This window comes from Corynebacterium ulcerans (genome assembly GCF_000767685.1).
In the GTDB taxonomy this organism is placed as follows: Bacteria; Actinomycetota; Actinomycetes; order Mycobacteriales; family Mycobacteriaceae; genus Corynebacterium; species Corynebacterium ulcerans.
Genome location: NZ_CP009622.1, coordinates 1,566,521 through 1,591,507 on the forward strand (window position 1 = coordinate 1,566,521; position 24,987 = coordinate 1,591,507).

Below are 24,987 nucleotides of genomic sequence, written 5' to 3' on the forward strand. Positions count from 1 at the left end.
GTTTACCCCTCTCCCATACTCATGAGGACAAGAGAGAGTCTGGAGTTACAGACTCCAGCCCCAGTGCTTCTCCCACCGCCGCGTTAGTTAGTTTTCCTTCCGCAGTATTAAGCCCTGCCGCAAAGTGCGGATCATCAGCCATGGCCTTGCGCCAGCCCTTATCCGCAAGAGAAAGCAGGAAAGGAAGTGTCGCATTAGTCAGTGCAGCGGTAGAGGTCACTGGCACTGCACCAGGCATGTTTGTCACACAGTAGAAGACTTTCCCATCAACAATAAACGTTGGGTCGTCGTGTGTTGTGGGATGCGAATCAGCAAAACAGCCACCCTGGTCAATAGCTATATCCACGAGTACAGCCCCCTCGCGCATGGACAGAACGTGCTCATGAGTAACAAGTTTTGGCGCGGCAGCACCAGGAATCAAGACAGAACCGATCACCAGGTCAGCATCCGCAACTGCATGCGCAATGTTATAAGCATTGCTTGCCATAGTGATAAGACGAGGACCGTACTGCGCTGAGAGATCACGGAGCCGATCCAGGTTGACGTCGAGAAGCGTCACTTGAGCGCCCAATCCCACAGCGATTCGAGCGGCAGACTCCCCTACAACCCCGCCGCCAATGATGGTCACTTTGCCCGGCGCGGTCCCCGGCACACCAGACAACAAAACCCCTGCTCCATGTTGCGTACGCATAAGATGATACGCCCCTACCTGGGCAGCAAGACGCCCCGCAACCTCGCTCATGGGGGCTAGGAGCGGCAGTCCTTGGTCACCGGTAACTGTCTCATACGCTATAGCAGTCACCCCGGCTTCCATAAGTGCTTTGGCAGCTTCAGGGTCAGCAGCCAAATGCAGGTAAGTAAACAGAATCTGCCCTTGTTTAAAGTAACCATATTCCTCAGAAAGTGGCTCTTTTACTTTGATCACTACATCCGCCGACCATGCTTCTGCGGCATCGCTTGCAATCCGAGCGCCAGCTTTTACGTACGCAGAGTCTTCAATACCAGAAGCAATTCCTGCGCCAGTTTGAACCAGCACATCATGCCCACGTTTTACGAGTTCAACTACGCCAGCGGGAGTCAGTGCAACACGAGATTCATTGTTTTTAATCTCAGTCGGGCAGCCGATAAGCATGATCTGTTCCTTTCTCTGGGACCATTGTGCGAACCAATGTAAGGACCTGTGAGGACCATTGTGCCCCCAGTGTAGGGTTATTTGTGGCTGACGTCACTACTTTTAAAGATATTGACGTGCAACAACCTCTCATTTTTCCAACACACTCAGTACTTTAAGCAAAAGAAAAACGTGAAACCGCTGTAGAGACAGCAATTTCACGTTAAGGGACGATGATGAGTTTTAGATCACGCCTTGAGCAAGCATTGCATCGGCAACCTTCTTAAAGCCGGCAATGTTAGCGCCAATCACGTAGTCACCCTCATGCCCATATTCACGAGCAGTGCGCTCACAATTCTGGAAAATTCCACGCATGATTTCCCGTAGACGTTCATCCGCATATTCAAAGCTCCAGGAATCACGAGAAGCATTCTGCTGCATCTCCAGGGCCGATGTGGCTACGCCACCAGCGTTGGCAGCCTTGCCTGGGCCAAAGTGAATACCCTTTTCACGGTAAACCTCGATAGCCTCTGCAGTCGATGGCATGTTGGCACCTTCTGCAACATATTTACAACCATTTTCTGCAAGCTTCTTGGCATGGTCACCATCAAGTTCGTTTTGGGTTGCACAAGGCAAAGCCACATCACAAGTAAGGTCCCAGATGGATCCGTCTTCGTGATAAATTGCACCTTCTACTTCATCCACATACACAGTGGCACGCTCACGACGAACCTCCTTGATGTCCTTGAGCTTTGCGACGTCCACACCGTTGGGAGTCTCAACCCAGCCCGAGGAATCAGAGAAAGCAATAACGGTTCCGCCAAGCTCCTGGACCTTCTCGATAGCATAGATTGCTACGTTGCCAGAGCCCGAGACAATGACTTTTTTACCTTCAAAAGAGTCACCATGATGCGCCAGCATTTCACTGGTGAAATAAACAAGGCCGTAACCGGTGGCTTCCGTACGAACCAACGAGCCGCCCCAGGTAAGTCCTTTTCCGGTAAGCACACCCGATTCATGTTGGTTAGCAAGTCGACGATACTGCCCGAAGAGGAATCCGATTTCACGTCCACCAACTCCGATATCGCCGGCGGGCACATCGCGGTACTCTCCAATATGACGGTGCAGCTCAGTCATAAAGGATTGACAGAAGCGCATGATTTCAGCATCAGACTTGCCTTTAGGGTCAAAGTCCGATCCACCCTTGCCGCCACCGATAGGAAGCCCAGTGAGGGAGTTCTTGAAAATCTGTTCAAAGCCCAAGAACTTGATAATGCCCAAGTTGACCGATGGGTGAAAACGCAGACCGCCCTTATACGGACCAATTGCAGAGTTGAACTGTACGCGGAAGCCACGATTGACTTGCACCACACCCTGGTCATCTACCCACGGAACACGGAACATCAACTGACGCTCCGGTTCACAGAGTCGTTGAATAAGGCCGTAATCAGCGTAGTGAGGGTCCTTCTCCAGAACAGTTTTCAGGGAGTCAAGAACTTCTGCCACAGCCTGGTGAAACTCAGGCTCCGCAGGATTACGCTTTAGTAGTGCGTCATAGTAACCCTGCACGCGCTCGTCAATCGTTGACATATTTTCCTACCTCCTAGGAACTTACTTCCAGAACCCCACACAACGCCTGCATATACACGGACGCAACCTAGCAAAAGATTGAATGCGGGCCAGCGCTCAAGCCGGCGATTGTGACTTTACACTGAATTACCTAAATTCACCTATCGAACTATCGAAAATAGCACAGCGATACCACTTCCAGCCGGTGTAAAAAATTAAAATACAGCATCCTAGCTGCAATAACAGAACAGTATCCCCATCGGAAAAAATTTTCTACGAGCGCTAGAAATATCTATCACGCCACAGAAAACCCGCTCTTTTTCTGCCGATTATCTACTCTTTGATAGATAAGTTTCCATGCGGTGTGGCGTCGACAAGCTTCTAACAACCTAGCTCCGCACCAATCTCCTCAAAACATCCCTGTAGGCTAAGAAACCGACCGCCCGCAAACACCACGTGCGGGCCAAACCAGCGTAAACAGAGCTGTTCCTGCCATAAAAGCAGCCTGCGAACCATTGGAGAAAGGATGCGCGAAGTGACCGTGGAGAATGTGCTGCCATGTGACCTTGCAGATCTACAACAAGGGCCACGCCAACCCCTCAATATTGTGATCGCTCCCGATTCTTTTAAAGGAACCGCTACAGCCACAGAAGCGGCCCGCTACATCAGCGATGGGATTAACCAAGAACTCCGGCGCCTTAGCATTCCCCCAGAATCAGTCACTATCACGCTTGCACCCATGGCAGACGGCGGAGAAGGCACTTCCTCCGTATTTAGCGGTGAAGAGATCACGCTCCCCACTACTGATGCCATCGGACGGCTCACCGAGGCCACCTACACATTTGATTCCGCATCACACACCGCATACATCGACGTCGCCGCAGCAAGTGGACTCGCAGCAGTAGCAGACCGCCTCAACCCTACTTTTGCAGACACCTACGGAACCGGCGTACTCATAGCCGATGCACAAACACGTGGGGCAACACGCATCGTCCTAGGGCTCGGAGGGACCGCAACAACCGACGGCGGAACCGGAATCCTGGTGGCACTAGGAGCCACGCCTATGGACAAGAACGGACTAGCTCTTAAGCAAGGAGGCGCAGCGCTTATCGATTTAGATTCCCTCGACACAGCTCAGCTCAACATCCCAGCTGCAGCGATGGATTGGGTGCTATTAAGCGATGTCACGGCACCGGCTATCGGCCCTCACGGCGCAGCCGCTCAATTCGGCCCGCAGAAAGGGGCTTCTGAGAGCGATGTCGCCAAGCTTGATGCAGGTATCGCACGGCTTTGTGAAGTCTCTGGCGTCGACCCCACTACCGTGAGCATGGGAGCAGCGGGAGCACTGGCAGTAGGCATCACATGGCTATCGGGGATAGTCCACGGAAATGCTGATCATGTGTGTATCCTTCCCGGAGCTCACGTCGTTGCCCAATCGCTCGGCCTGGAAGCTTTAGCACAACACGCGGACATCCTTATCACCGGCGAAGGAGCTTTCGATTCCCAGTCAACCAAGGGAAAAGTGGTAGGAACAGTCCTTTCCTTTAAGGGAGAAAACACCCTCCCCGTTATCGTCGCTGGTAAATTCGCTGACGACGTACCACAAGGAGCACTTCCCATCCAGCTCGCTCCTCTCAACGAGGTCGCTTCCACTCAAGAGCAACTCACCCGCGCCGGCAGCGCAGTGCTGAGGTCTTACCTCAGAATTTCAAGCGACCACGGATAAGGAGTGGCCTGTTCAAAGGCCTGCTCATCGTGGAGCGCCAGCGTGTCACGTGGAAGGTCCGCAGGCGGGGTAAAAAGACGCGAATACGTCATCGCTAGCTCATTGAGCGAGCCGCCTACCCCGCTTACATCGATAGAGAACCGCTGAACGGTCACATCATCTTCTGATGCTTCCACCACGTCATCCTCGTCATATTCCGGTGCGATGTCTCTGTCTCTTTGTTCCCGCAATATTTGCCGCAGCTGGTCTTCCAATAATGGCTCAACATGAGGATGCGGATCGTGAGTGACGTCCGCCGAAACAATCTTGCCGTCGCGAATAAGAAGCTCATTGAGTTTGCGCACGCGCTTGGTCATAGACGCTGCATTTTCACTATCTATCAGGCAATCAAACTGAATCGTAGGCATAGTGCCAGAGTAGCTAATATTCTAAAGAGCTATGAACGCGCAGATGTATTCGCGACCCACCCCGATCGTGACCATGGCAGACGGAACAATCAAACAGGTAAACCCCTTCTCCGGAACGCAAGTATGGACGGTCCCGGGGCGTGGCAACCGTCCCCTGGCCCACCTACCAATAGACATCCACGATCTCACTTCTCAAGATCACGTTTCCACCTGTGCTTTTTGCTCAGACCGTCAGATAGAAACGCCTCCGGAAAAATCACGAATGGTCTTAAGCTCTGCCGAGGGAACGTCCGATTGGGAGATTCTGCGCGGTGTGAACGCTGCGGAACTCCACGCTACGACGGCAGACTTCCGCCGAGTCCCCAACCTATTTGAGATCGTCTCCTACGACTACTGGCACGATAACTACGGATATTGTTTAGACACGGAAACCCAAGCTCGCATGGAACACTACCTAGCATCAGAGTTGGGCAAGAAACACATACTAGATATTGCGAAAGCCAAGCGTAAAGCGGCTGGCAATAGCGGGGATCACTCTGAAAGCGAGCTTTTAAAAGACGCTCCCGCATTCTTCGGTGGTGGACACGACGTAATCATAGCCCGCCGCCACTACACCGATAACGCTACGAGCAGCGATCAACTGGCGTCTGCTGGGACCCTCACATATGGGGAACACGAAGCTTTTATACGCTTTACCATAGATTCACTTCGTGATCTCTACGCCCGCAATCGTTACGCACCCTACGTTGCGGTTTTTCAAAACTGGCTCAAACCCGCCGGCGCTTCTTTTGACCACTTGCACAAGCAATTAGTCGCTGTCGACGAACGCGGCGTGCACTCCGAAATAGAAGTACAAAAGTTGCGACAAAATCCCAACATGTACAACGAATGGGCCGTCGATTTCGCTGCCATGCACAACCTCGTTATTGCAGAAAACGACCATGCCATATGTTTTGCAGGTTTTGGTCACCGTTTTCCCACCCTTGAAGTGTTCTCCAAATCAGCTGTCTCTGAACCCTGGCTACAATCACCGGAAGAAATCCGAGCCATGAGCGACCTGGTTCACGCGTGCCATGCCGGGGCAGGCCCTCAAGTGCCTTGCAATGAAGAATGGCATCATAAACCCGCCGACGTGGATATCCCCATGCCATGGCGGATCATGATCAAGTGGCGTGTGTCCACACTCGCAGGCTTTGAAGGCGGAACAAAAATCTACCTTAATACGCTTTCTCCGTGGGATGTTCGAGACCGGATTGTGCATGCCCTCTATAGTCTCCGCGACCAAGGCCGCGTCTCCCCTAATATTCGGATTGCTACGGAATGCACAGTGCAGCGCAATAGTTTGAAATACAATACTGTTCTGCATTAAATAGCCTTCATCAGGCAGCCCCGCACAATGTTTTCCAGGCGATATCCAGTACCGCACCACATCGGGCTATAAGAACCGGGGGGACGTTTACTAACGCTCGGGTCGCTTTCTTTATGGTGGAGTGCATGGATATCGCTGAATTTTTGGCTTCCTCTACAACCGACCTCAGCTGGCAAAAGGATTTTTACCAGTGGATGCACTCCCACCCCGAGCTTTCTGGGTGGGAGCAAGAAACCTCCGCAAAAATCCAAGAGAAGCTTGCTGAATTCGACTGCACTATCCACCCCTCGATCGGTGGACATGGGGTTGTAGCGATCTTTAGCAACGGCGAAGGCCCGTGCGTCCTTGCCCGCGCCGATTTTGATGCGCTTCCAGTGAAAGAAACCACAGGCGTAAGCTTTGCTTCACGTCGCATAGACACATCCGGGGAGTCGCCGGTTCCTGTCATGCATGCTTGTGGACACGACATGCATACGACCGCGTTGCTAGGAGCTTGCGCGCTTCTCGACGCTCACCGTTCACAGTGGGCAGGCACATTCATCGCGCTTTTTCAGCCTTCCGAAGAAAATGGGGCTGGTGCTGAAGCCATGGTCGCAGACGGTCTAGTAGAAAAAATTCCGCGCCCTGATGTCTGTTTTGCGCAGCATATCGTGCCAGGTCCTGCTGGCGTTGTTATGTCCAAACCAGGTGCAGTTCTCGCAGCATGCGATTCCATAGAAATACGCATCGAAGGGAAAAGCGCACATGGTTCGATGCCGCACAATTCTATTGATCCCACATATATCGCGGCCATGATAGTTATTCGACTTCAAGGCATCGTGGGCCGTGAGATTGCGCCTCAAGACTTTGCGATCATCTCTGTGGGAACCTTGGAGTCTGGACATTCCAACAATACGATTCCAGGAAATGCGCGGATTGTGCTGAACTGCCGTATGTACAGCAACGAGGTCCGACGCAAACTTTATGCTGCTATTGAACGCGTAGTGCAGGCGGAATGTGCGGCATCTGGGGTAACGGTTCCTCCTACTTTCCGTTACTTCGCCCACGGCCCACTCACAGAAAACGACCCGCATGTGTTCGCACGCGTACGAGCCAATTTTGATCACGTATTTGGAGCAGATTCTCGCACAGCAAGCCAATGGACAGCGTCGGAGGATTTTTCCAACATCCCAATGGCATTCAACTCCCCGTATCTCTTCTGGACTGTGGGAGCCACGCCACGCAATCAATGGGAAGACGCGGAGCAGCGCGGGACCATCGAATCGGATATTCCGGTCAATCACATGGGTTCTTTCCTACCCGACTATGCGCCCACAGTTACGTCCGCAACTCATGCCACAGTCACAGCGGTACTTACCTATCTGGGGCATCAGTAGTTCAACCGGCAGGCCCCTGCGCCAATGAGTGGTCCAAGTCTGTGTCTATTTATTGCTATTAATCTGTAAACGATTCCAGCAAAGGGGGCGATCACGGGGTTTTTCAACGCTCTTCCTACACACCTAAGTCCAGCGTTGCTTCCCCCGCTTTCTAGAATGCTCGCTATAGCGTTTGCACCTTGAGACCAAGAATTGTTAACCCGGGCTACTGCCGAATGGCTAATGTTTTTCCCCACGTAAGAGGAATCCGGAGACGGATCTGGCACGGCTGGAATTATGCGTACGCTCGGACATAGCCGCGCCAAAACGCCTGCGCTTACCTCGCAAAAACCACAGTCACGATCAAAATAAAATTCCAGCCTCACTGCCTCACGCCCTTCATTTGTGCACGCTCTAGAGCTTTTAGTTTTATCTAGTGGTAACGCAGCACGCATCTACAAAACAAACCCATACTGAATATATCGCGCATTATGCGACTCTCGGAGTACACCAATTGCCCTAGTTGGTGGGGCTTTTGCATTGCTTTTCTAGCGTCAGCGGGGACGCCTCACTCTGTATCAGATCACGTTAAGAAGCATCCCTACTGCACGCTTTTCTCACATAAACCCATATCACCGGGCATAACGCAGAGTGACTATGGAGTTGCACAGGGGCGTCGTGTAGCTACTTCCGCTGTTGTCGGTATAGGCGTACGTCGTAGGCAACGTATCTGCCTTGGTATTGCATGTGGCAACGCCCATCCACATATAGGATATGGAGGGTGAATTGCGCAAAGAAAATGTGCAGCAATCTTTTTCAAAGGTCAGGAGTTCTTTAATGAACAAACACCGTTCACACGAGCACACTGAAGACATTGCAGCTTTTGCTGACAACATCGGTGGACACGTCCGTAGTGCTTCCGGATCCTCTCCGCAGGCAGCAACCGACAGAAAATTCTGGTTCGGCCTATCCAACTCCGTCATGGAGCAGCTTGCCGATAACTGGGCAAAAACCGTAGAAACGTATTCTGCGACCCGCCAACAGCATTACTTTTCCGCGGAGTTCCTCATGGGACGCGCCTTGCTCAACAACCTCACTAACCTGGGTCTTGAGGAAGACGCAAAGGAAGCTGTGCGCCTACAAGGGCACGAACTCTCCGATGTGTTAGAAGCTGAAAACGATGCAGCTTTGGGCAACGGCGGCCTGGGTCGCCTCGCTGCGTGCTTCCTCGATTCCTGTGCCACACAGAACTTGCCGGTTACTGGATATGGCTTGCTCTATCGCTATGGGCTTTTCCGCCAGACCTTTGACAACGGATTCCAAACTGAGCATCCTGACGCATGGCGAGAAGACGGCTATCCATTTACGATTCGTCGCGATGACCAGCAGCGCATCGTCACTTTCGACGACATGGTTGTACGTGCCACCCCTTATGACATGCCTATCACGGGTTATGGCACAGATAACGTGGGAACGCTACGCCTGTGGAAGTCCGAGCCGCTCGAAGAGTTCGACTATGACGCTTTCAATTCCCAGCGCTTTACCGACGCCATCGTCGAGCGAGAGCGCGTCATGGATATCTGCCGTGTGCTCTACCCTAACGACACAACGTATGCCGGAAAAGTCCTGCGTGTGCGTCAGCAATACTTCTTTGTGTCTGCTTCCTTGCAGCAAATGCTTGATAACTATGTCAAGCACCATGGCGATGACGTCCGCGGATTCCATAAGTACAACAGCATTCAGCTCAACGATACGCACCCTGTGCTGGCTATCCCCGAGCTGATGCGCTTGCTTCTCGACGAACACGGCCTTTCATGGGATGACGCTTGGAAGGTGGTCCAAGGCACCTTTGCATACACCAACCATACGGTTCTCGCAGAGGCTCTCGAGCAGTGGAACGTTTCCATTTTCCAGCAGCTGTTCTATCGCGTCTGGGAAATCACCGCAGAGATCGATCGTCGATTCCGCGAGGATATGGCACAACGTGGCCTTGATGAGGGCCAAATTAATTACCTTTCCCCTGTTCATGACGGCAACGTGCATATGGCATGGATCGCCTGCTACGCGGCATTCTCGATCAATGGCGTAGCTGCCCTGCACACTGAGATCATCAAGGCAGATACTCTCAAAGAATGGCATGCTCTGTGGCCGGAAAAGTTCAACAACAAAACCAATGGTGTTACCCCACGCCGCTGGCTAAAGATGTGCAACCCACGTCTTTCCGAGCTCCTGACGCGCCTGTCGGGTTCAGACGCATGGGTCACCGATCTTTCTGAGCTGAAAAAACTTCGCTCTTACGCCGATGATGAAGAGATTATGAAGGAGCTCCTGGAGATCAAGGCCGCTAACAAGCGAGATTTCGCTGCCTGGCTCAAGGACCGCCAAGGCATTGAGACTGATCCCGAGTCGATCTTTGATACCCAGATCAAGCGCCTCCACGAGTACAAGCGCCAGCTCCTCAACGCTATCTACATCATCGACCTTTACTTCCGTATCAAAGAAGACGGTGAGACCCACGTTCCTCCGCGCACCTTCATCTTCGGAGCAAAGGCAGCACCGGGCTATATCCGAGCTAAAGCCATTATCAAGCTCATCAATGCTATTGCGGACCTAGTAAACAACGACCCAGAGGTTTCCAAGCTCATCAAGGTCGTTTTTGTAGAGAATTACAATGTCTCCCCCGCCGAGCACATCATCCCGGCTTCCGATGTATCGGAGCAGATCTCTACGGCTGGTAAAGAGGCTTCGGGCACATCAAACATGAAGTTCATGATGAATGGTGCGCTCACGCTAGGGACTCTTGACGGTGCCAATGTTGAGATTCTTGATTCCGTAGGAGACGATAACGCCTACATCTTTGGCGCCAAGAACGAGGAACTCCCCGAGCTCAAAGCGCGCTACAACCCCATGGGCACCTATGAGATGGTCCCAGGACTAAAACGAGCACTCGATGCTCTTATCGACGGCACTCTCAACGACGATAATTCCGGCTGGTTCCACGATCTCAGAGGCTCGCTTCTCGACGGAAACGGCTGGGAGACTCCCGATGTTTACTACGTTCTAGGCGATTTCTCTGCGTACCGCGAGACTCGCGATGCTATGGCAGAGGACTATGTCAACGATCAATTGGCATGGGCTCGCAAATGTTGGATAAATATCTGTGAATCAGGGCGTTTCTCCTCCGACCGCACCATTTCCGATTACGCACAAGAAGTGTGGAACATCGAGCCAACCGCCATCGCGTAACCATTATTTGATTTTTTGAATAGGTCACGATACCTTTTTAGGTCTCGTGACTTATTCAGTTTCCTATCAGATAAACGCGCTATCTTTCTCAGGAACTAATACCCACGAGCGGAAACTTTGTGTTTTGTATCACGTTTCAATCCATAAAGGCTTAACGTTCCGTAATAGCAAATGTAGACCCGCTGTCAACCAAGTAAAAGTGACAGCCACGACCTCGCAGAGAAAGATTGACTCATGACCGCAAAACGATTCCAGATGAGCCGGAAAAAGATTTCTATCATCGCCGCAGTGCTCGTTGTGATCCTCGCTGTAGCACTTTTTGTCTTCAAACCGTGGTTGCTCTTCATTGACAAGAAAGTCGAAGACCAGCTTCCTGCTGCACTCTCCTCCCAGAGCTCCACGCAAACTACCCCGTCTTCCGGCGACGCAATGGAACGCACCGACAAGATGATGGCAGAAAATGCCGCTCAGCACCGCCAGGGTACTTTCATTTCCCACGAGCACCAGACAAGTGGCAAGGTTGACCTGATCGTCGATTCTGATGGCAAAAAGAAGCTCGTGCTGAGCAACCTCTCCACTTCTAACGGCCCCGATGTTCACGTGTGGCTGAGCAAGGGCCCCGTCGTTGAAGGCCAGGCCGGCTGGTTTGTAGCCAAGGATCACGAGCACTTTGACGTTGCTCCTATCAAGGGTAACCAGGGCAACCAGGTATACACCCTGCCTGACAACATCAACTTCTCCGATTGGAAGTCCGTAACCCTGTGGTGCGAAGCTTTCAATGTATCCTTCGGCGCGGCTGAGCTCTCCTAGTTAGTCCGCTATTGAAATAAGGGAAGCAGTTCGTTAACGAACTGCTTCCCTTATTGTCACTCATCAGTGCTTATACGTGTGTTTCTTCACCCAACAAATGCACATGAATCATGTTGGTATTGCCAGGGATTCCCGGAGGGGTACCAGCAACAAGCACAATCATGTCATCACGATGATAAGCGTCCATGCCTAAGAGCTGATCATCGATCTGCTTCATCATGTCGTCGGTGTCTTTAACCTCAGGAGTCAAGAATGTTTCTACGCCCCAGGTCAGAGCCAGCTGCGAACGAACTGCTTGGTTTGGAGTAAAGACCAATAGAGGAAGATGCGAGTGCAAACGAGCAACGCGCTTAGCTGTGTCGCCCGAGGAGGTAAAAGCGACCAGAGCCTTGGCATTAAGACGCTCAGCAATGTCTCGTGCCGAATAAGAAATCACGCCACGCTTAGTACGCGGAATATGTGCAAGATCCGGCACCTTTCCATCGGTCTCAGCATAAGAGACGATGCGAGACATGGTACGAACGACGTTATGAGGGTCCACGCCCACAGAGGTTTCACCGGAAAGCATCACGGCATCCGCACCATCAAGGACGGCGTTAGCCACGTCTGAAGCCTCAGCACGAGTCGGGCGCATATTTTCGATCATGGAATCAAGCATCTGTGTAGCCACGATGACTGGCTTTGCGTTTTCCCGAGCGATCTGAATTGCGCGCTTCTGGAAGAGCGGAACCTGCTCAAGCGGACACTCCACACCCAGGTCACCACGCGCAATCATAATGCCGTCGAATGCCAAGACGATCGATTCCAAGGCATCCATTGCCTCAGGCTTTTCCAACTTGGCAATAACGGGACAGCGACGTCCTTCTTCGTCCATAATTGCATGGACGAGCTCCACATCCGCTGGCGAGCGGACAAAAGACAAAGCAATAATGTCAACGCCGAGGTTTATTGCAAAACGCAGGTCCTCGATGTCTTTCTCCGATAGTGCAGGAACAGAAATATCCATTCCTGGAAGAGAAACTCCCTTGTTATTAGAAACAGGGCCGCCTTCAATAACTTCGCAGACAACATCGTTGCCTTCGACATCTACGCAGCGTAGTGCTACCTTGCCGTCGTCGACAAGCAAGCGATCACCCGGTTTAGCGTCTTTAGCTAGGTTCTTATATGTCGTAGAAACGCGATCGTGTGTTCCTTCAACATCATCAACAGTAATGCGGACAATCTCTCCGTTTGCCCAAACGGTTGCGCCCTCGACAAAGCGTCCAAGGCGAATTTTCGGTCCTTGTAGGTCTGCGAGGATACCCACTGCTTTGCCGGTTTTATCGGTTGCCTCACGCACCCACTTATAGTTTTTCTCGTGGTCCGAGTGGTCACCATGTGACATATTCATTCGGGCGACGTTCATGCCATCCTGGACTAAGCGCAGGATTCCATCTTCACTGGCCACTGCCGGGCCAAGAGTACAAACAATCTTTGTGCGACGTTCCATAACCTAAACCCTAATCCCGAATAGTGCATCCTGCTAGCAACTTCTGTCTCCGTACCCACATTTTTTCATCTCACTGGCTCCCAGCTTCCACCAAAACCATAGAAAACAGACATTATCGGGCCTATTCGGGCAAGTTGGGTCAATTTGAAAATTTTTCGCGATTTCTATCACAAAGACAAAGAACCCGCGATATGCAGAAGGGAGCAGCCGGAATATCCGACCACTCCCTAGAAAATCCGCAGATTAAGAACTGTGTCCTGTGTGAGGATCCTGCGAATCAGCCCCTACCGCCGCAGCTTCTTCCCCTGTTTTTCGAGCTTTCTGCGACAGCACATAAAAAACAACTACTGAAGCGATAAAGACCACAGCGGAAACAATAACGTTGATGCGTAATCCGAAAAGATGTGTTGCTTCATCTACTCGCATAGTTTCAATGAAGAATCGCCCTAAGGTATACCCGGCGACATACAAAGCGAACACCCGGCCATGGCTCAGCGTGAATTTCTTATCTGCCCAGAGCAAGAACAAGAAGACCGAGACATTCCAGAGCAGCTCATAAAGGAATGTCGGATGGACAGTAGCTATAATCTCGCCAGTCGAATGCCCAGTAAGCGGAGCAAATTTTCCTTCAGCGTCCACACGATAATAAATTTCTAACGCCCATGGCACAGATGTTTCTGCCCCATACAGCTCTTGGTTAAACCAGTTGCCTAGCCTGCCAATTCCTTGCGCTAAAACAATGCCGGGCGCCATCGCATCGGCAAAAGGAGCAAAAGGAACATGCTTTGCCTTGAGATAAAAATAAACGCACACTGTCCCTAGGAAGACAGCACCCCAAATACCAAGACCACCGTTAGTAATCTTGAAAACATCCACCGGATTGCAATCATCACAGAAATACTTCTGGTGATCTGTTATTACATGGTAAAGACGGCCGCCTATCACGCCGGAGATCATCGCCACAATAGCAGCATCGATCACCACGTCTGGTTTTCCCCCACGCTTAACGTATCTCTTGGAGCCTATCCATACAGCGATGATGAACCCAGTAATAATGCATAGCGCATACGCACGAATGGGAATCCCGGCTAACATCCATACGCCCTGAGGCGGGGACGGCAAATACGCCAAATTACTCACAGTCACCTTGAATAAACTCCAGTCGTCATTAGTAACGGAACTTCCTTAGTTTGCCGTATTCCGCTCTATAACCCAACTGTGTAAGGCCAATTTTTAGCTGTTTCGGCCCTTTTATCCTCGAGATGGGCACGATGGATGCTGCCCCGCCGCCACCAACGAACGCGTGGCCTCGCACGGATCGGCGGCAGTAACGATCTTTTCTCCCACCACCACGGCGTCCGCCCCAGACGCTGCATAATCCAAAAGTTCGCGAGCATTCCTCACACCGGACAAGGCAACTCTAATCACATCTGTAGGAAGGCCTGGAGCAATTTCTGCAAAAGCTAAGCGGTTGAGCGTCATCGTAGAGAAATCTCGGGCATTTACTCCTATGATCTTCGCGCCCGCTGCAACAGCACGAGATGCTTCTTCTGTGTCTCGAACTTCTACCAGAGCGGCCATTCCGAGGGATTCGATTCTATCTATAAGCGCAATCATCCTAGCCTGGTCCAAAGCCGCTACACGCAACGGCACCATATCTGCTCCATAACAGCGTGCCTCATGGATTTGGTAGGGATCCACAATGAAATCTCGGCACATCACTGGCACCGATACTGCTTGACGAATCTCGGCCATCTCAGACAATGAGCCGTGAAACCTTCGACGCTCCGTCTGGCACGCAATCAAACTAGCACCACCGGCGACAAGTTCTTTTGCCAAGGCAACAGGGGAAGTAATCTCTGCTAGAACACCCCGGTCAGGGGCTGCTCGTTTAATCTCCGCAATCACACCACAACCACTACTAAGAAGCGCTGCGATTGCATCCCGAGGCGGCTCACAAGCACGCGAACGGGCTTTGATCTCTTTAAACGACACCACTGATTCTCGCGCAGCTACATCTTCAATGACGCCCGCAATAATCTCTTCGAAGACTGATGCCATAACCCGTCCCATTATCTTTAGAATGATCGTTTTTAGGCTACTGGAACAACCTTCACTTGTGAAAATCGCCCTTTTTCTAGGGGCTATGAACTATTGCGCATATTTCTCTAGAGTATCCCCCAACCCATATAAGGCTATCCACGGCCCTTATCTGTTGTGGGATCTATATCAGCGTCAAGAGCGTCCCACAAGACTCTGCCCGAATCAGGAGCATCCTCCAGATCCTTACGTATCTTCTGCGAACGCTCTTGTTTACGCTCATACCGATTCTTCCTCGCAGAATCTTTTCCAGGGTTCATCGCAAGCACCAGTCCCCCGAATAATGCGAGTGCACACCCGATGATTGCTAAAGCCGCAGCGGGAGTATGCGTTGTAAGATTCGTAATTTCTGCCCATCCGGTAAGCGCAGCACCATCTTTTTGATGCCCTGACGCCGATTCCGAGGTCAACAGACTCAAAACGCGTTCCCGATCTGGATCTGTTGTCAAAAGATGTATAGGGGACCATGCTCCCCCAGCCGCCGCGAGTCCTGCAACTATGCCTACTAACCGACGCCCGGCGCGTCGCAAAGCAAAACTTGCTATACACGCAGCGAGAAGCACAAGGGCTACTGCAGTAGTCTCTGTGCTCCACATAGCGCCACTAACGTCGAGGGATTTGCTTCCCGATTTATCGTCGTACGCTTCCACACCCAACCATGGCATGCGTGATGCGCCCCAAACAGCTAATGCTCCAAGTCCGATAAGGGCACTCGATTGCATGGGTTTAATCGCCATGTTGGTTCAACCTCTCTTTGGTTTAGGATGCTGTCTTAGCACGTTATAGCGCGCATAAACTTATAACAGCTTGTCTGCATCAAAACAGGTTCGATCTCCGGTATGACATGCACCACCGTGTTGTTCTACCGTCATAAGGATGGTGTCTCCATCGCAGTCCAGCCTAAGCTCTTTCACTTCTTGGGTGTTACCCGAGGTAAGCCCCTTAATCCAATACTCTTGACGAGATCGAGAAAAATACGTTCCCTGACGTGTGGCAAGAGTGTATGCCAATGCGTGGGAATCCATCCACGCCATCATTAAGACTTCGCCAGTTGTCGACTGGACGACTGCGGGTATAAGCCCAGCTTCATTAAAACTCACACGTCGGAGTATGGATTCTTCAAGCTCAAAAGTACTTGGATCTGTAGCATTCATCGTTGGTTGTCCTCATTGTTAGTTTTTACTGTTGAACATGGGCAATGTTTTTCAACCGCAAAATAAGGATTCGTGTAACTACTTGGGTGAGGCGGGGCATTCGCGAACCTGAAAACCAGCCCCAGCAATCGCTTCTTTTACTTCAGGAATTGTTACTTCTCCAAAATGAAAGATGGATGCCGCCAACACTGCGTCTGCACCTACAGCGACAGCAGGTGGAAAATGTTCGGCTGCACCAGCTCCTCCCGAAGCAATCACGGGAATACTCACCGCGTCACGCACAAGAGTTAAAAGTTCAATGTCAAAGCCCTGCTTAGTTCCATCGCCGTCCATTGAGTTTAAAAGTATTTCTCCAGCGCCTAGCTCCTGCCCTTGGCGCGCCCACTGTACGGCATCAATACCAGCGGATTTACTGCCACCGTGTGTTGTTACTTCAAAACCAGAAGGTTGAGGAATCCCTCCTTCTGGGACACGGCGCGCATCGACGCTCAGCACAATGCATTGCGCACCAAATCGCTGGGAGAGCTCACGGATCAGTTCAGGGCGAGCAATAGCAGACGTGTTGATGCTTACTTTGTCCGCACCTGCGCGCAGAAGCTGGTCCACATCCTCAGCATTTCGAACTCCGCCGCCCACGGTGAGTGGAATAAAAACTTGATCCGCAGTTTTCTTGACCACGTCAAGCATCGTTCCACGACCATCCTTGGATGCAGAAACATCCAGGAAGGTTAATTCATCGGCGCCTTCTGCGTCATACCGTGCCGCAAGTTCGACAGGATCTCCTGCGTCTTTCAGCCCTGCAAAGTTCACGCCCTTGACTACGCGCCCATTGTCAACGTCTAGGCAAGGGATAACTCGTACTGCTACTGGCATTAGTGACTCCTTTGCGTCCGTAGTCCGCGTGTGTATTTTATGGAGACTATCGCACTTCTCCCGCACTTTTCCCATAGCTGGCTACGCGTATCCCCCATCTGGCGTGCGCTCTAGACCAAGCAGTTACTGCTTGCTTTAACGGAACTTATCGATTGCTCGTAGCAACAAAGCATGCGAACGTGCAGAACCTGCGACTACGCCTTGTGATTCTGGTGTCCACTCCTCGCCATGAAGATCCGTCACCTTTCCCCCAGCCGCACGAACCAGCATGACGCCAGCGGCGTTATCCCATATGTTGGGGCTAAGGGACAACGCCGCATCAAAAATACCTGCGGCGGAATACGCTAAGTCGATTCCGACGGAACCAGTGATGCGTGGACGCAGATACGTTTCTGCTAACACTCCTAGCAAGCCCTGTCGCACTTCCGTGGGAAAACTCGATTGCACAGGTGAGGAAATGGAAGAAAAGCCCAAATGCGCAGCTGCCCGAGGCTCATCCTCCAAAGGAAGCTGTGGTCGGCCATTGATATACAGTGGCGATCCATCAAACGCTCCAAACCGCTGTCTTGTTATGGGAACGCTGGTGAGACCAAGGACTGGTTGAAAATCCACCACGAGGCTAATAAGAATCGAACACATCGGGTTTCCGGCAGCGTAATTAGCGGTGCCATCGATGGGGTCCACGACCCACATGGGAGTGCCTGGGTCTCCGCCACATTCTTCTCCGTAAACCTGAATCCCAGTCATCTGGGTCAAGGTTTTCCGTAGATACTGCTCAATTCGAATGTCATATTCTGTGGCAAAGTCCCCTTTTTCTTTTAACAAAGCAGGATCTGAGCCTAGGCCATGAATAAATATTCTCTCCGCATCATCAAGGATTGCCTCGGCGATATGGTATAACTCGCGCACATCACTCATAGAGCAGCCAAAGCCTCGCGAAGAGTAAAGCGTCCCTCGTAGAGAGCTTTTCCAACAATCGCTGAATCAATGCCTTCGTCTTCGTATCGAGCGAGTTCCAAAAGATCTGCGATAGTAGAAATTCCGCCAGAAGCAACAATCTTTCCTTCTGTGGCGGCGGAAACGTCGCGCAATAGTTCAACGTTCGGTCCTGATAAGGTTCCGTCTTTTGACACATCCGTTACTACAAAGCGCGTGCAGCCTTGGGAGTCAAGGCGCTCAAGTACTTCCCACACATCCCCGCCGTCGGAAACCCAGCCGTTGCCGCGGGTCCTCCATTCTCCATCGATGTTGCGGACTGCAATATCGACTGCAATTCGATCGCCATATTCCCCGAGGACTTTTTCAATCCATTCTGGATTCTCGAGTGCAGCTGTTCCAACATTTACCCGAGCTGCGCCTGTGTTGAGTGCTCGCTTTAATGACTCATCGTCACGAATCCCACCAGTCAGTTCCACCTTGATGTCTAGTGTTCCCACTACTTCTGCCATCAACTCATGGTTTGTTCCCCGGTTAAATGCTGCGTCAAGGTCTACGAAGTGAAGCCATTGTGCGCCTTGTTCTTGCCATTTAAGGGCTGAATGAACAGGCGAACCATATGACTTCTCTGTTCCGGCTTCGCCTTGATCCAAGCGGACAGCTTGTCCGTTGACAACGTCGACTGCGGGGAGGAGTGTGAAAGTCATAAACGCCAAGTTTAGCCACGAGGCTATGATTCACACCAACGTTGATCCAAAAGCGAACCTCCCCCCGGCCGAATAGATTTGCCTGGTGCCCTACGCTTCCCAAGAACACAAAGATTCAGAGGGTGCCCAACCAATTCTCTAACAAATGAGCACCGGCATCACCAGACTTCTCCGGATGAAACTGGGTGGCCCATAGTGGGCCGTTTTCTACGGCTGCCACAAATCGATCCTCGTCGTGGCTCGTCCACGTGACCAATGGCGCCTGCGTTAAACCATCCCCTTCAAATTCCCAATTTCTCACGCCATAGGAATGCACAAAATAAAAACGAGTGGCGCTATCCAACCCAGCAAAAAGCTCGCTTTCGCTTTCCGTATCCACGGTATTCCATCCCATATGCGGTAGCACTTTCGCTTGAAGCTTTTCGACGGTCCCCGGCCACTCACCACAGCCTCGCGCTTGTATACCGTGCTCAATGCCGTGCTCAAACATGATCTGCATTCCTACGCAAATTCCCATGACCGGGCGACCACCGGCTAGGCGTTGTCCGATCATGCGGTCCCCCTGGATTTCTCGCAGCCCTTTCATACAGGCGGCAAAGGCACCCACGCCTGGCACCAAAAGGCCATCAGCGTTGAGGACTACCTCCGGATTACTGGTTACGGTAACCTCCGCCCCCACACGTTCAAGAGCCCGTTGAGCTGAGCGAAGATTCCCTGAACCATAATCAAGCAGCGCCACTTTCTTCATGGTTCACCATACTAATGTGAGCTAAGCCGCTGCTTGTGCAAGCGCCTGACGCTTACCCCTTTTTCGGAGGATACGATCCCCTAATTCAGTGACTAAACCAATGCTCACTAAGACAGCACCACCTGCAAAGGCCGCGCTATACCCATGCGAGGTAGCCACGACACCCAAGATAATGGAACCAATACCCGTACCGGTATCAAACGAGGCATTCCAGACGGTCGACGCTTGAGCTATTTTCCCGCGAGGCACGCGGAGGAACATTTCTAGAAGCGCCTCATTTTGCACTAATCCGAATCCTGCCCCAAATAACAAAGCAGTAAAGATAAGCCATAACGCAGGCCATCCTTGTGAGAGTACAGCTACGATGCCGACCAGCCCCATAGAAGACAAAAACAGGCCGGGGATCATCATGGCGCCAGGCCGCTGTAGCTTATCGGCAAGAGTCCCCGATATATAGCGGAAAATCATCTGCGCACCACCAACAACGGACAGCATGATCCCTGCAATCGTCGCACCGTAGATGGGGTCCGTTTCTCTTACTGATGCAGGCAAGAAGCTCGATACCGCACCGTATCCCATAGACACACTGGCTAGAGCAACTGCAGGTACTACGGTGACTATTAGTCCCTTAGTCCGAGGTCTACGATGAATGCGCTTACGAATCTGCCGACGGGTTCTCGCGGGTACCGTGCGTTTAGCCACTTTAACTATGTGATTGCGGGCCGTATTCGTCATTGTGCTGCGACGGTTTTTAGCCAGCTCTCGGGCATCGTCTTCTTCAGTCCATATTTCGGCCGCCGCAGGCTGCTCAGGGTCTAAGTTTGGAATCGCAAAGGCCATTGCGCCCGCGATAAGAGCGGTGAGTCCACCTGCAATGAATACGGTGTTAAAGCCGACGCCGGCGTCGATAAGCAACAACCCCAATGGAAGACACACCATTTGGGAAGCCCCCACAAACAAGCCAAGAATCCCAGAAGCTTTACCAAGTTTTCCTGCCGGTACTAGTTGTCCCACCAGCGCATATTGGGCAACGCACAAAGAACCAAATCCCACTCCACGCACACCAGCGACCACGAGTACTGAAACAGGATCCATCGCTATGACGTACCAAAGAGCCGGAACTCCAAGAAGCAACGCAGCAAGCACCATCACTTTGCGGTATCCAAAGCGCAATAATGCCGCATTTGTGCACAATTGGGTCAGCACAGTAACTGCCATAAACACAGCTGTACTGGCTCCCGCCAGCGTATCTGATCCACCGCCTGCGATAACCGCCAGTGGAATCACCGGAAGCATCAGCGAAAAAGCCGCAAAAGCTGCGGCCACAGCTACGGTCGTGGGTAAGAAACCTGTAATTTTAAGGACCGGTTGATCGATACCTTGCTCTATCACCGGTGGTTCTTCCATTGCTACTGGATTTTGCCTATTTCCCATGCTCGATTTTTTATCTCCGACTATTCTCAATCTCTCCCGTTCGACAAAAGATAAGCACCCATGTGCATCCTCCATTGTGGACCACTTCTATTGTTGCGGCGCACCGGCCGCCATGGTTTTAGCGCAAACAAATAACGGTGAGGAACTAGCACCTATTGGCTAAGCCTGTACTCACCGTTTGTCCGCGCTGTGTGTATTCACTGAATCAATACAAACTCACGGCCCATGCGATTCCGCCACCGATGGATACTAACGCACATGCGCCCAAAGCCACGGCTAACAAAATGTTTTCCGCCTTATACGCCGACCACACGCCCCCAACCAATAGTCCGCCAATCAGAAACAGTATGTAGGACACTAAATAGTCTCCCGTAGTGCCTGCGGCAAGGTACATATCTGAATGTTCCACTACTACAACGCCCCTTTAGTGGACGGGATTCCTGTCAAACGAGGATCAGGCTCCGTAGCATGCCGAATCGCCCGGGCCACGGCTTTGAACTCCGCCTCCGTTATGTGGTGGGGATCGCGACCATAACGACAATTCACATGCAAGGTAATGGCGGCATTAAGCGCTAAAGATTCAAAGAAGTGTCGGTTAATGACCGTGGGATAGTGGCCTCCGATAACGGAGTGCGTCATGTAATCAGGCTCCCCGTTCATAACAAAATAAGGGCGTCCCGAAAAATCTACTATTGCCTCACACAGAGTCTCATCCATGGGCAGTTGGAAAGATCCAAAACGACGAATCCCGCGCTTATCGCCCACAGCTGCAAGTAGGGCTTGTCCCAGGACAATCGCAGTGTCTTCAACCGTGTGGTGCGCGTCTATGTGGGTATCGCCTGTAGCGGAAACAGTTAAGTCAAAAGCGCCATGCACACCGAATGCTGTAAGCATATGGTCCAAAAAAGGCACCCCTGTGTTCACCTCGACCTGCCCGGTCCCGTCAAGGTTAATGGTGACAGTGATATGTGATTCGCTCGTGGTACGAGTCACCGTTCCAACTCTAGGGGTTGTCGCCATCTCAATATCCTTATCCGTTTTAGAAAAAGGGAACGCGTCCCTATCTGTACTAAATAGCTACGCTAAATCTTCAGTCTCATACCGATCGTACTGGGAATACAATAATTCAAGCGCTTTGTAGCTTGCTACGCCATAGGACTAATTCCATGAGTATGGGCGACCCGACGCGCAGCTTGGATGAAAGCATCGTTTTCCGAGGGAAGGCCTATAGTGACGCGTAGATAACCAGGAACTCCCACGTCCCGGATGAGAACATCGCCGTCTAAAAACTCCTGCCATGCAGTGTGCTGGTCTTGAAAAGCCCCGAAAAATAGGAAATTAGCGTGGCTCGGCACTACATCAAAACCACATGCAATCAAGGCATCCTGAACACGCTGTCGTTCTCGCACCAATATGTCCACCGTCGCAAGGGTGTCTTTGCTATGCCTCAATGCCACCAATGCCGCAGTCTGGGAAAGCGACGATAAATGGTAAGGCAAGCGAACCAGCATCACGGCTTCTATGAATGCGGGTGAAGCTACAAAATAGCCGAGTCGCCCACCCGCGAAATCAAATGCCTTGCTCATCGTTCGAGAGACCACAATGGTATCCGGATATTCCGCAATTAAAGTTGTAGCGCTAGGAGCATCCGAAAACTCTGCATATGCCTCGTCCACAATGACAATTCCTGGGGCGGCGTCTGCGATACGACGAATATCGTCAATCGACGTGACATCACCCGTGGGATTATTAGGTGTAGTCACAAAGATGATCTCGGGCGAGTGCTCAGCGATAGCCTCAAGAGCAGCATCTATATCAATACGAAAATCCGCTCCACGCGGGCACGAAACAAAAGCAGTATGAGTCCCTTCTGCCAGGATGGGGTGCATAGAATAACTCGGCTGGAATCCTAATGCTGTGCGTCCTGGACCGCCGAAGGCCTGCAGAAGTTGCTGCAATACTTCGTTGGAACCATTCGCCGCCCACACGTTTTTATAAGAAACCTCTGTACCGGTGCGCTCAGTCACGTATTGAGCCAGCGCAGTCCTGAGCTCTACGGAATCGCGTTCAGGGTATCTATTAAGAGAGCGCGCTTGTTCCGCCACCGCATGCGCCAGTTCCTCGATCAGAGCGTCAGAAGGAGAGTACGGATTCTCGTTGGTGTTAAGCCGTACATCTACTCCCAATTGCGGCGCTCCGTATGCTGATTGGCCACGTAACTCAGGACGGAGCGGAAGATCGTCCAAACTAATCTCTGACATATATTCAGGTGCTTCTCTCATATGTTAGGGCAATAAGGGCTTTGTTGGTTATCAAAGGCTTAGGCTAGAGATCAGATTCACTCTGCGGTGAGGTCTTCAAACCTGGAACGAATAGCCTCTCCGTGCGCAGGAAGCTCCTCTGCGTCGGCAAGAGCAACAATCGTATCCGAGATGTCTTTTAGCGCGGCCTCATCATATTCAATGAGGTTCACCGCGCGGAGGAAAGTATGTGTGGAAAGCCCCGAGCTATAACGCGCACTCCCAGATGTCGGAAGAACATGGTTAGAGCCTGCGGCATAATCGCCAAGCGGAACCGGTGAGAAACCCCCGACAAAGATAGCGCCTGCGTTGCGTATCTTGCGAGCATCCTCCTGGGCATTTTCCGTGTGGATCTCCAAGTGCTCCGCAGCATAAGCATCGGCGACAGTCAGCGCGGTCGCGAGATCGTCGACAAGCACGATGCCCGATTGCTTCCCTTGGAGAGCTTGGGCAACCCGATCTGAGTTGCGCGTAATCTCAAAGCGCGCCTTTATCTCAGCATTAACGCGTTCTGCGAGGTCTTCCGAGTCCGTTATCAACACTGAGGCTGCTAAAACATCATGTTCTGCCTGGCTAATAAGGTCATAGGCAATCCATACTGGGTTAGCGCTTCCATCCGCTACGATCGCGATTTCAGTTGGACCCGCTTCTGAGTCAATACCTACTACGCCATTGACCATGCGTTTTGCCGCAGTAACGAAGATATTTCCGGGCCCGGTGATCATATCCACAGGCTCCAAACCTTCAGCGTCATCGCCGTAAGCTAAAAGTCCTACCGCTTGTGCTCCCCCTACCGCCCAGACTTCCGAGACTCCTAGCAGTTTTGCAGCTGCAAGAATCGTCGGGTGTGGCCAGCCACCACAGTGAGCTTGCGGTGGCGATGCCACCACCAAAGACTTGACTCCGGCTTCCTGAGCTGGCACCACGTTCATAACAACGCTTGAGGGATACACCGCGTTTCCACCTGGAACATACAGTCCCACGCGTTCCACAGGCAGGAATACTTCAGTGACTGTGGCTCCAGCAGCAAGGTGTGTCGCGTGTTCCTGTGGCTTTTGATCAGCATGGACTTTGCGAACTCGGGCAATAGCCTCATCAAGTGCCTGCTTTACCTCGGGAGTTAAAGAATCCAATGCAGCGTCAATCACGTCCTGCGGGACGCGCACGCTCTTCGGCCTCACGTGATCAAATTTTTCGCCAAAATCAAGGGCGGCTTGAGCACCGTGCTCGTGAATCTTATGCAGAAGCGGCTCAACAATATGCGCAACGGAGTTAACATCGGTACCTCCGCGCGGGAGAGTACGACGGAGTTCACTCGTAGTAGGGGTATGTCCGCGTAGATCGATCAAGCTCAGCATTGTTGCTCACACTTCCGTGGGGAACGTCTTTTTTCCGTATGCGTTTAAAAATGCAATGTTTCCACAGTGATTCCATGCGAAAACTTCATCCAGCACACGTTTTTCACATTATATGCGAGAAACGGAATTATGTTCCGGTTATCGCCTTAGAGCCATTCAAGCATGAGTAGGTAGCTTCTCATAGACTCTTCCCCCGAAAATGGAGCTAGTGTTACCCCTCCCCACGTCAACCCTAAGCCAGCTGTTCCACAGCAAAACCCCTCCTAGCTTTTACTTATGACCGACCCGAGGACTA

23 protein-coding genes are annotated in these 24,987 nt (G+C 51.8%); 5 read left to right on the forward strand and 18 right to left on the reverse strand.

Translation table 11 applies throughout. The features are described from left to right. Positions 1–19: 19 nt before the first annotated feature. Together ald and gdhA are read right to left on the reverse strand one after the other, a co-directional pair. A complete protein-coding gene (ald, locus tag CULFRC11_RS07095; protein ID WP_014525975.1) occupies positions 20–1,132 on the reverse strand; it encodes an alanine dehydrogenase in 1,113 nt (370 codons plus the stop codon). 222 nt (positions 1,133–1,354) lie between these two features. Continuing rightward, positions 1,355–2,701 carry an NADP-specific glutamate dehydrogenase gene (gene gdhA / locus CULFRC11_RS07100; protein ID WP_013911813.1) on the reverse strand — a complete coding sequence of 449 codons (1,347 nt, stop codon included), beginning with the start codon at positions 2,699–2,701 and terminating at the stop codon, positions 1,355–1,357. A 514-nt stretch (positions 2,702–3,215) separates the two neighbouring features. On the opposite strand from gdhA, the gene CULFRC11_RS07105 reads away from it, so the two are divergent. Continuing rightward, entirely contained in the window at positions 3,216–4,406 is a 1,191-nt protein-coding gene (locus tag CULFRC11_RS07105; RefSeq protein WP_031270410.1) for a glycerate kinase, read from the forward strand. Here CULFRC11_RS07105 and CULFRC11_RS07110 read toward each other — a convergent pair. Then, positions 4,376–4,813, reverse strand: coding sequence for a hypothetical protein (locus tag CULFRC11_RS07110; protein WP_023635942.1), 438 nt, complete (start codon positions 4,811–4,813; stop codon positions 4,376–4,378). The genes CULFRC11_RS07105 and CULFRC11_RS07110 overlap by 31 nt on opposite strands. 31 nt (positions 4,814–4,844) lie before the next feature. Here CULFRC11_RS07110 and CULFRC11_RS07115 point away from each other — a divergent pair, with 31 nt between their 5' ends. Then, positions 4,845–6,182, forward strand: coding sequence for a DUF4921 family protein (locus CULFRC11_RS07115; protein WP_023635943.1), 1,338 nt, complete (start codon positions 4,845–4,847; stop codon positions 6,180–6,182). A 113-nt stretch (positions 6,183–6,295) separates the two neighbouring features. Then, a complete protein-coding gene (locus CULFRC11_RS07120; protein WP_031270413.1) occupies positions 6,296–7,558 on the forward strand; it encodes an amidohydrolase in 1,263 nt (420 codons plus the stop codon). Here the strand turns inward: CULFRC11_RS07120 and CULFRC11_RS11480 are convergent. Next, positions 7,552–7,992, reverse strand: a complete 441-nt coding sequence (locus tag CULFRC11_RS11480; protein WP_080669069.1) for a DCC1-like thiol-disulfide oxidoreductase family protein — start codon at positions 7,990–7,992, stop codon at positions 7,552–7,554. The two genes, CULFRC11_RS07120 and CULFRC11_RS11480, sit on opposite strands and share 7 nt — an antisense overlap. 382 nt (positions 7,993–8,374) lie before the next feature. On the opposite strand from CULFRC11_RS11480, the gene CULFRC11_RS07125 reads away from it, so the two are divergent. After that, positions 8,375–10,783, forward strand: a complete 2,409-nt coding sequence (locus CULFRC11_RS07125; RefSeq protein WP_023635945.1) for a glycogen/starch/alpha-glucan phosphorylase — start codon at positions 8,375–8,377, stop codon at positions 10,781–10,783. 234 nt (positions 10,784–11,017) lie between these two features. Continuing rightward, positions 11,018–11,593, forward strand: a complete 576-nt coding sequence (locus CULFRC11_RS07130) for a DM13 domain-containing protein (protein ID WP_013911820.1) — start codon at positions 11,018–11,020, stop codon at positions 11,591–11,593. Positions 11,594–11,663: 70 nt separating this feature from the next. Here the strand turns inward: CULFRC11_RS07130 and pyk are convergent, their stop codons facing one another. The 14 genes from pyk to hisD all read right to left on the reverse strand — a co-directional run bounded on the left by pyk (position 11,664) and on the right by hisD (position 24,692). Next, positions 11,664–13,082 carry a pyruvate kinase gene (pyk, locus tag CULFRC11_RS07135; RefSeq protein ID WP_023635946.1) on the reverse strand — a complete coding sequence of 473 codons (1,419 nt, stop codon included), beginning with the start codon at positions 13,080–13,082 and terminating at the stop codon, positions 11,664–11,666. 243 nt (positions 13,083–13,325) lie between these two features. Then, the gene (gene lgt / locus CULFRC11_RS07140; protein ID WP_046096626.1) at positions 13,326–14,177 is read right to left on the reverse strand and encodes a prolipoprotein diacylglyceryl transferase; all 852 of its coding nucleotides are present in this window, start codon (positions 14,175–14,177) and stop codon (positions 13,326–13,328) included. 156 nt (positions 14,178–14,333) lie between these two features. Next, positions 14,334–15,143 (reverse strand): indole-3-glycerol phosphate synthase TrpC, encoded by an 810-nt coding sequence (gene trpC / locus CULFRC11_RS07145; protein WP_038620646.1) that lies wholly within the window; start codon positions 15,141–15,143, stop codon positions 14,334–14,336. 134 nt (positions 15,144–15,277) lie between these two features. Then, the gene (locus tag CULFRC11_RS07150; RefSeq protein WP_023635948.1) at positions 15,278–15,919 is read right to left on the reverse strand and encodes a TIGR02234 family membrane protein; all 642 of its coding nucleotides are present in this window, start codon (positions 15,917–15,919) and stop codon (positions 15,278–15,280) included. Between the two features lie 60 nt (positions 15,920–15,979). Further along, the gene (gene hisI, locus CULFRC11_RS07155; protein WP_023635949.1) at positions 15,980–16,336 is read right to left on the reverse strand and encodes a phosphoribosyl-AMP cyclohydrolase; all 357 of its coding nucleotides are present in this window, start codon (positions 16,334–16,336) and stop codon (positions 15,980–15,982) included. A gap of 78 nt (positions 16,337–16,414) precedes the next feature. Then, positions 16,415–17,209, reverse strand: a complete 795-nt coding sequence (gene hisF, locus CULFRC11_RS07160; protein ID WP_023635950.1) for an imidazole glycerol phosphate synthase subunit HisF — start codon at positions 17,207–17,209, stop codon at positions 16,415–16,417. Positions 17,210–17,344: 135 nt separating this feature from the next. Beyond that, a complete protein-coding gene (locus tag CULFRC11_RS07165; protein ID WP_023635951.1) occupies positions 17,345–18,127 on the reverse strand; it encodes an inositol monophosphatase family protein in 783 nt (260 codons plus the stop codon). Beyond that, complete coding sequence (gene priA / locus CULFRC11_RS07170) at positions 18,124–18,852, reverse strand: bifunctional 1-(5-phosphoribosyl)-5-((5-phosphoribosylamino)methylideneamino)imidazole-4-carboxamide isomerase/phosphoribosylanthranilate isomerase PriA (RefSeq protein WP_023635952.1); 729 nt, start codon at positions 18,850–18,852, stop codon at positions 18,124–18,126. The genes CULFRC11_RS07165 and priA overlap by 4 nt, the downstream gene beginning before the upstream one ends. Before the next feature lie 115 nt (positions 18,853–18,967). Further along, entirely contained in the window at positions 18,968–19,600 is a 633-nt protein-coding gene (gene hisH, locus CULFRC11_RS07175) for an imidazole glycerol phosphate synthase subunit HisH (protein WP_023635953.1), read from the reverse strand. A gap of 21 nt (positions 19,601–19,621) precedes the next feature. Then, entirely contained in the window at positions 19,622–20,926 is a 1,305-nt protein-coding gene (locus CULFRC11_RS07180) for an MFS transporter (RefSeq protein ID WP_031270416.1), read from the reverse strand. Between the two features lie 313 nt (positions 20,927–21,239). Beyond that, complete coding sequence (locus tag CULFRC11_RS07185) at positions 21,240–21,428, reverse strand: CG2302 family histidine operon protein (protein WP_048517520.1); 189 nt, start codon at positions 21,426–21,428, stop codon at positions 21,240–21,242. A gap of 17 nt (positions 21,429–21,445) precedes the next feature. After that, on the reverse strand, positions 21,446–22,054 hold the full coding sequence (gene hisB, locus CULFRC11_RS07190) for an imidazoleglycerol-phosphate dehydratase HisB (RefSeq protein WP_023635955.1): 609 nt from the start codon (positions 22,052–22,054) through the stop codon (positions 21,446–21,448). Positions 22,055–22,179: 125 nt separating this feature from the next. After that, positions 22,180–23,295 carry a histidinol-phosphate transaminase gene (locus CULFRC11_RS07195; RefSeq protein ID WP_031270418.1) on the reverse strand — a complete coding sequence of 372 codons (1,116 nt, stop codon included), beginning with the start codon at positions 23,293–23,295 and terminating at the stop codon, positions 22,180–22,182. A 77-nt stretch (positions 23,296–23,372) separates the two neighbouring features. Then, positions 23,373–24,692 carry a histidinol dehydrogenase gene (gene hisD, locus CULFRC11_RS07200; protein WP_023635957.1) on the reverse strand — a complete coding sequence of 440 codons (1,320 nt, stop codon included), beginning with the start codon at positions 24,690–24,692 and terminating at the stop codon, positions 23,373–23,375. Positions 24,693–24,987 lie beyond the last annotated feature (295 nt).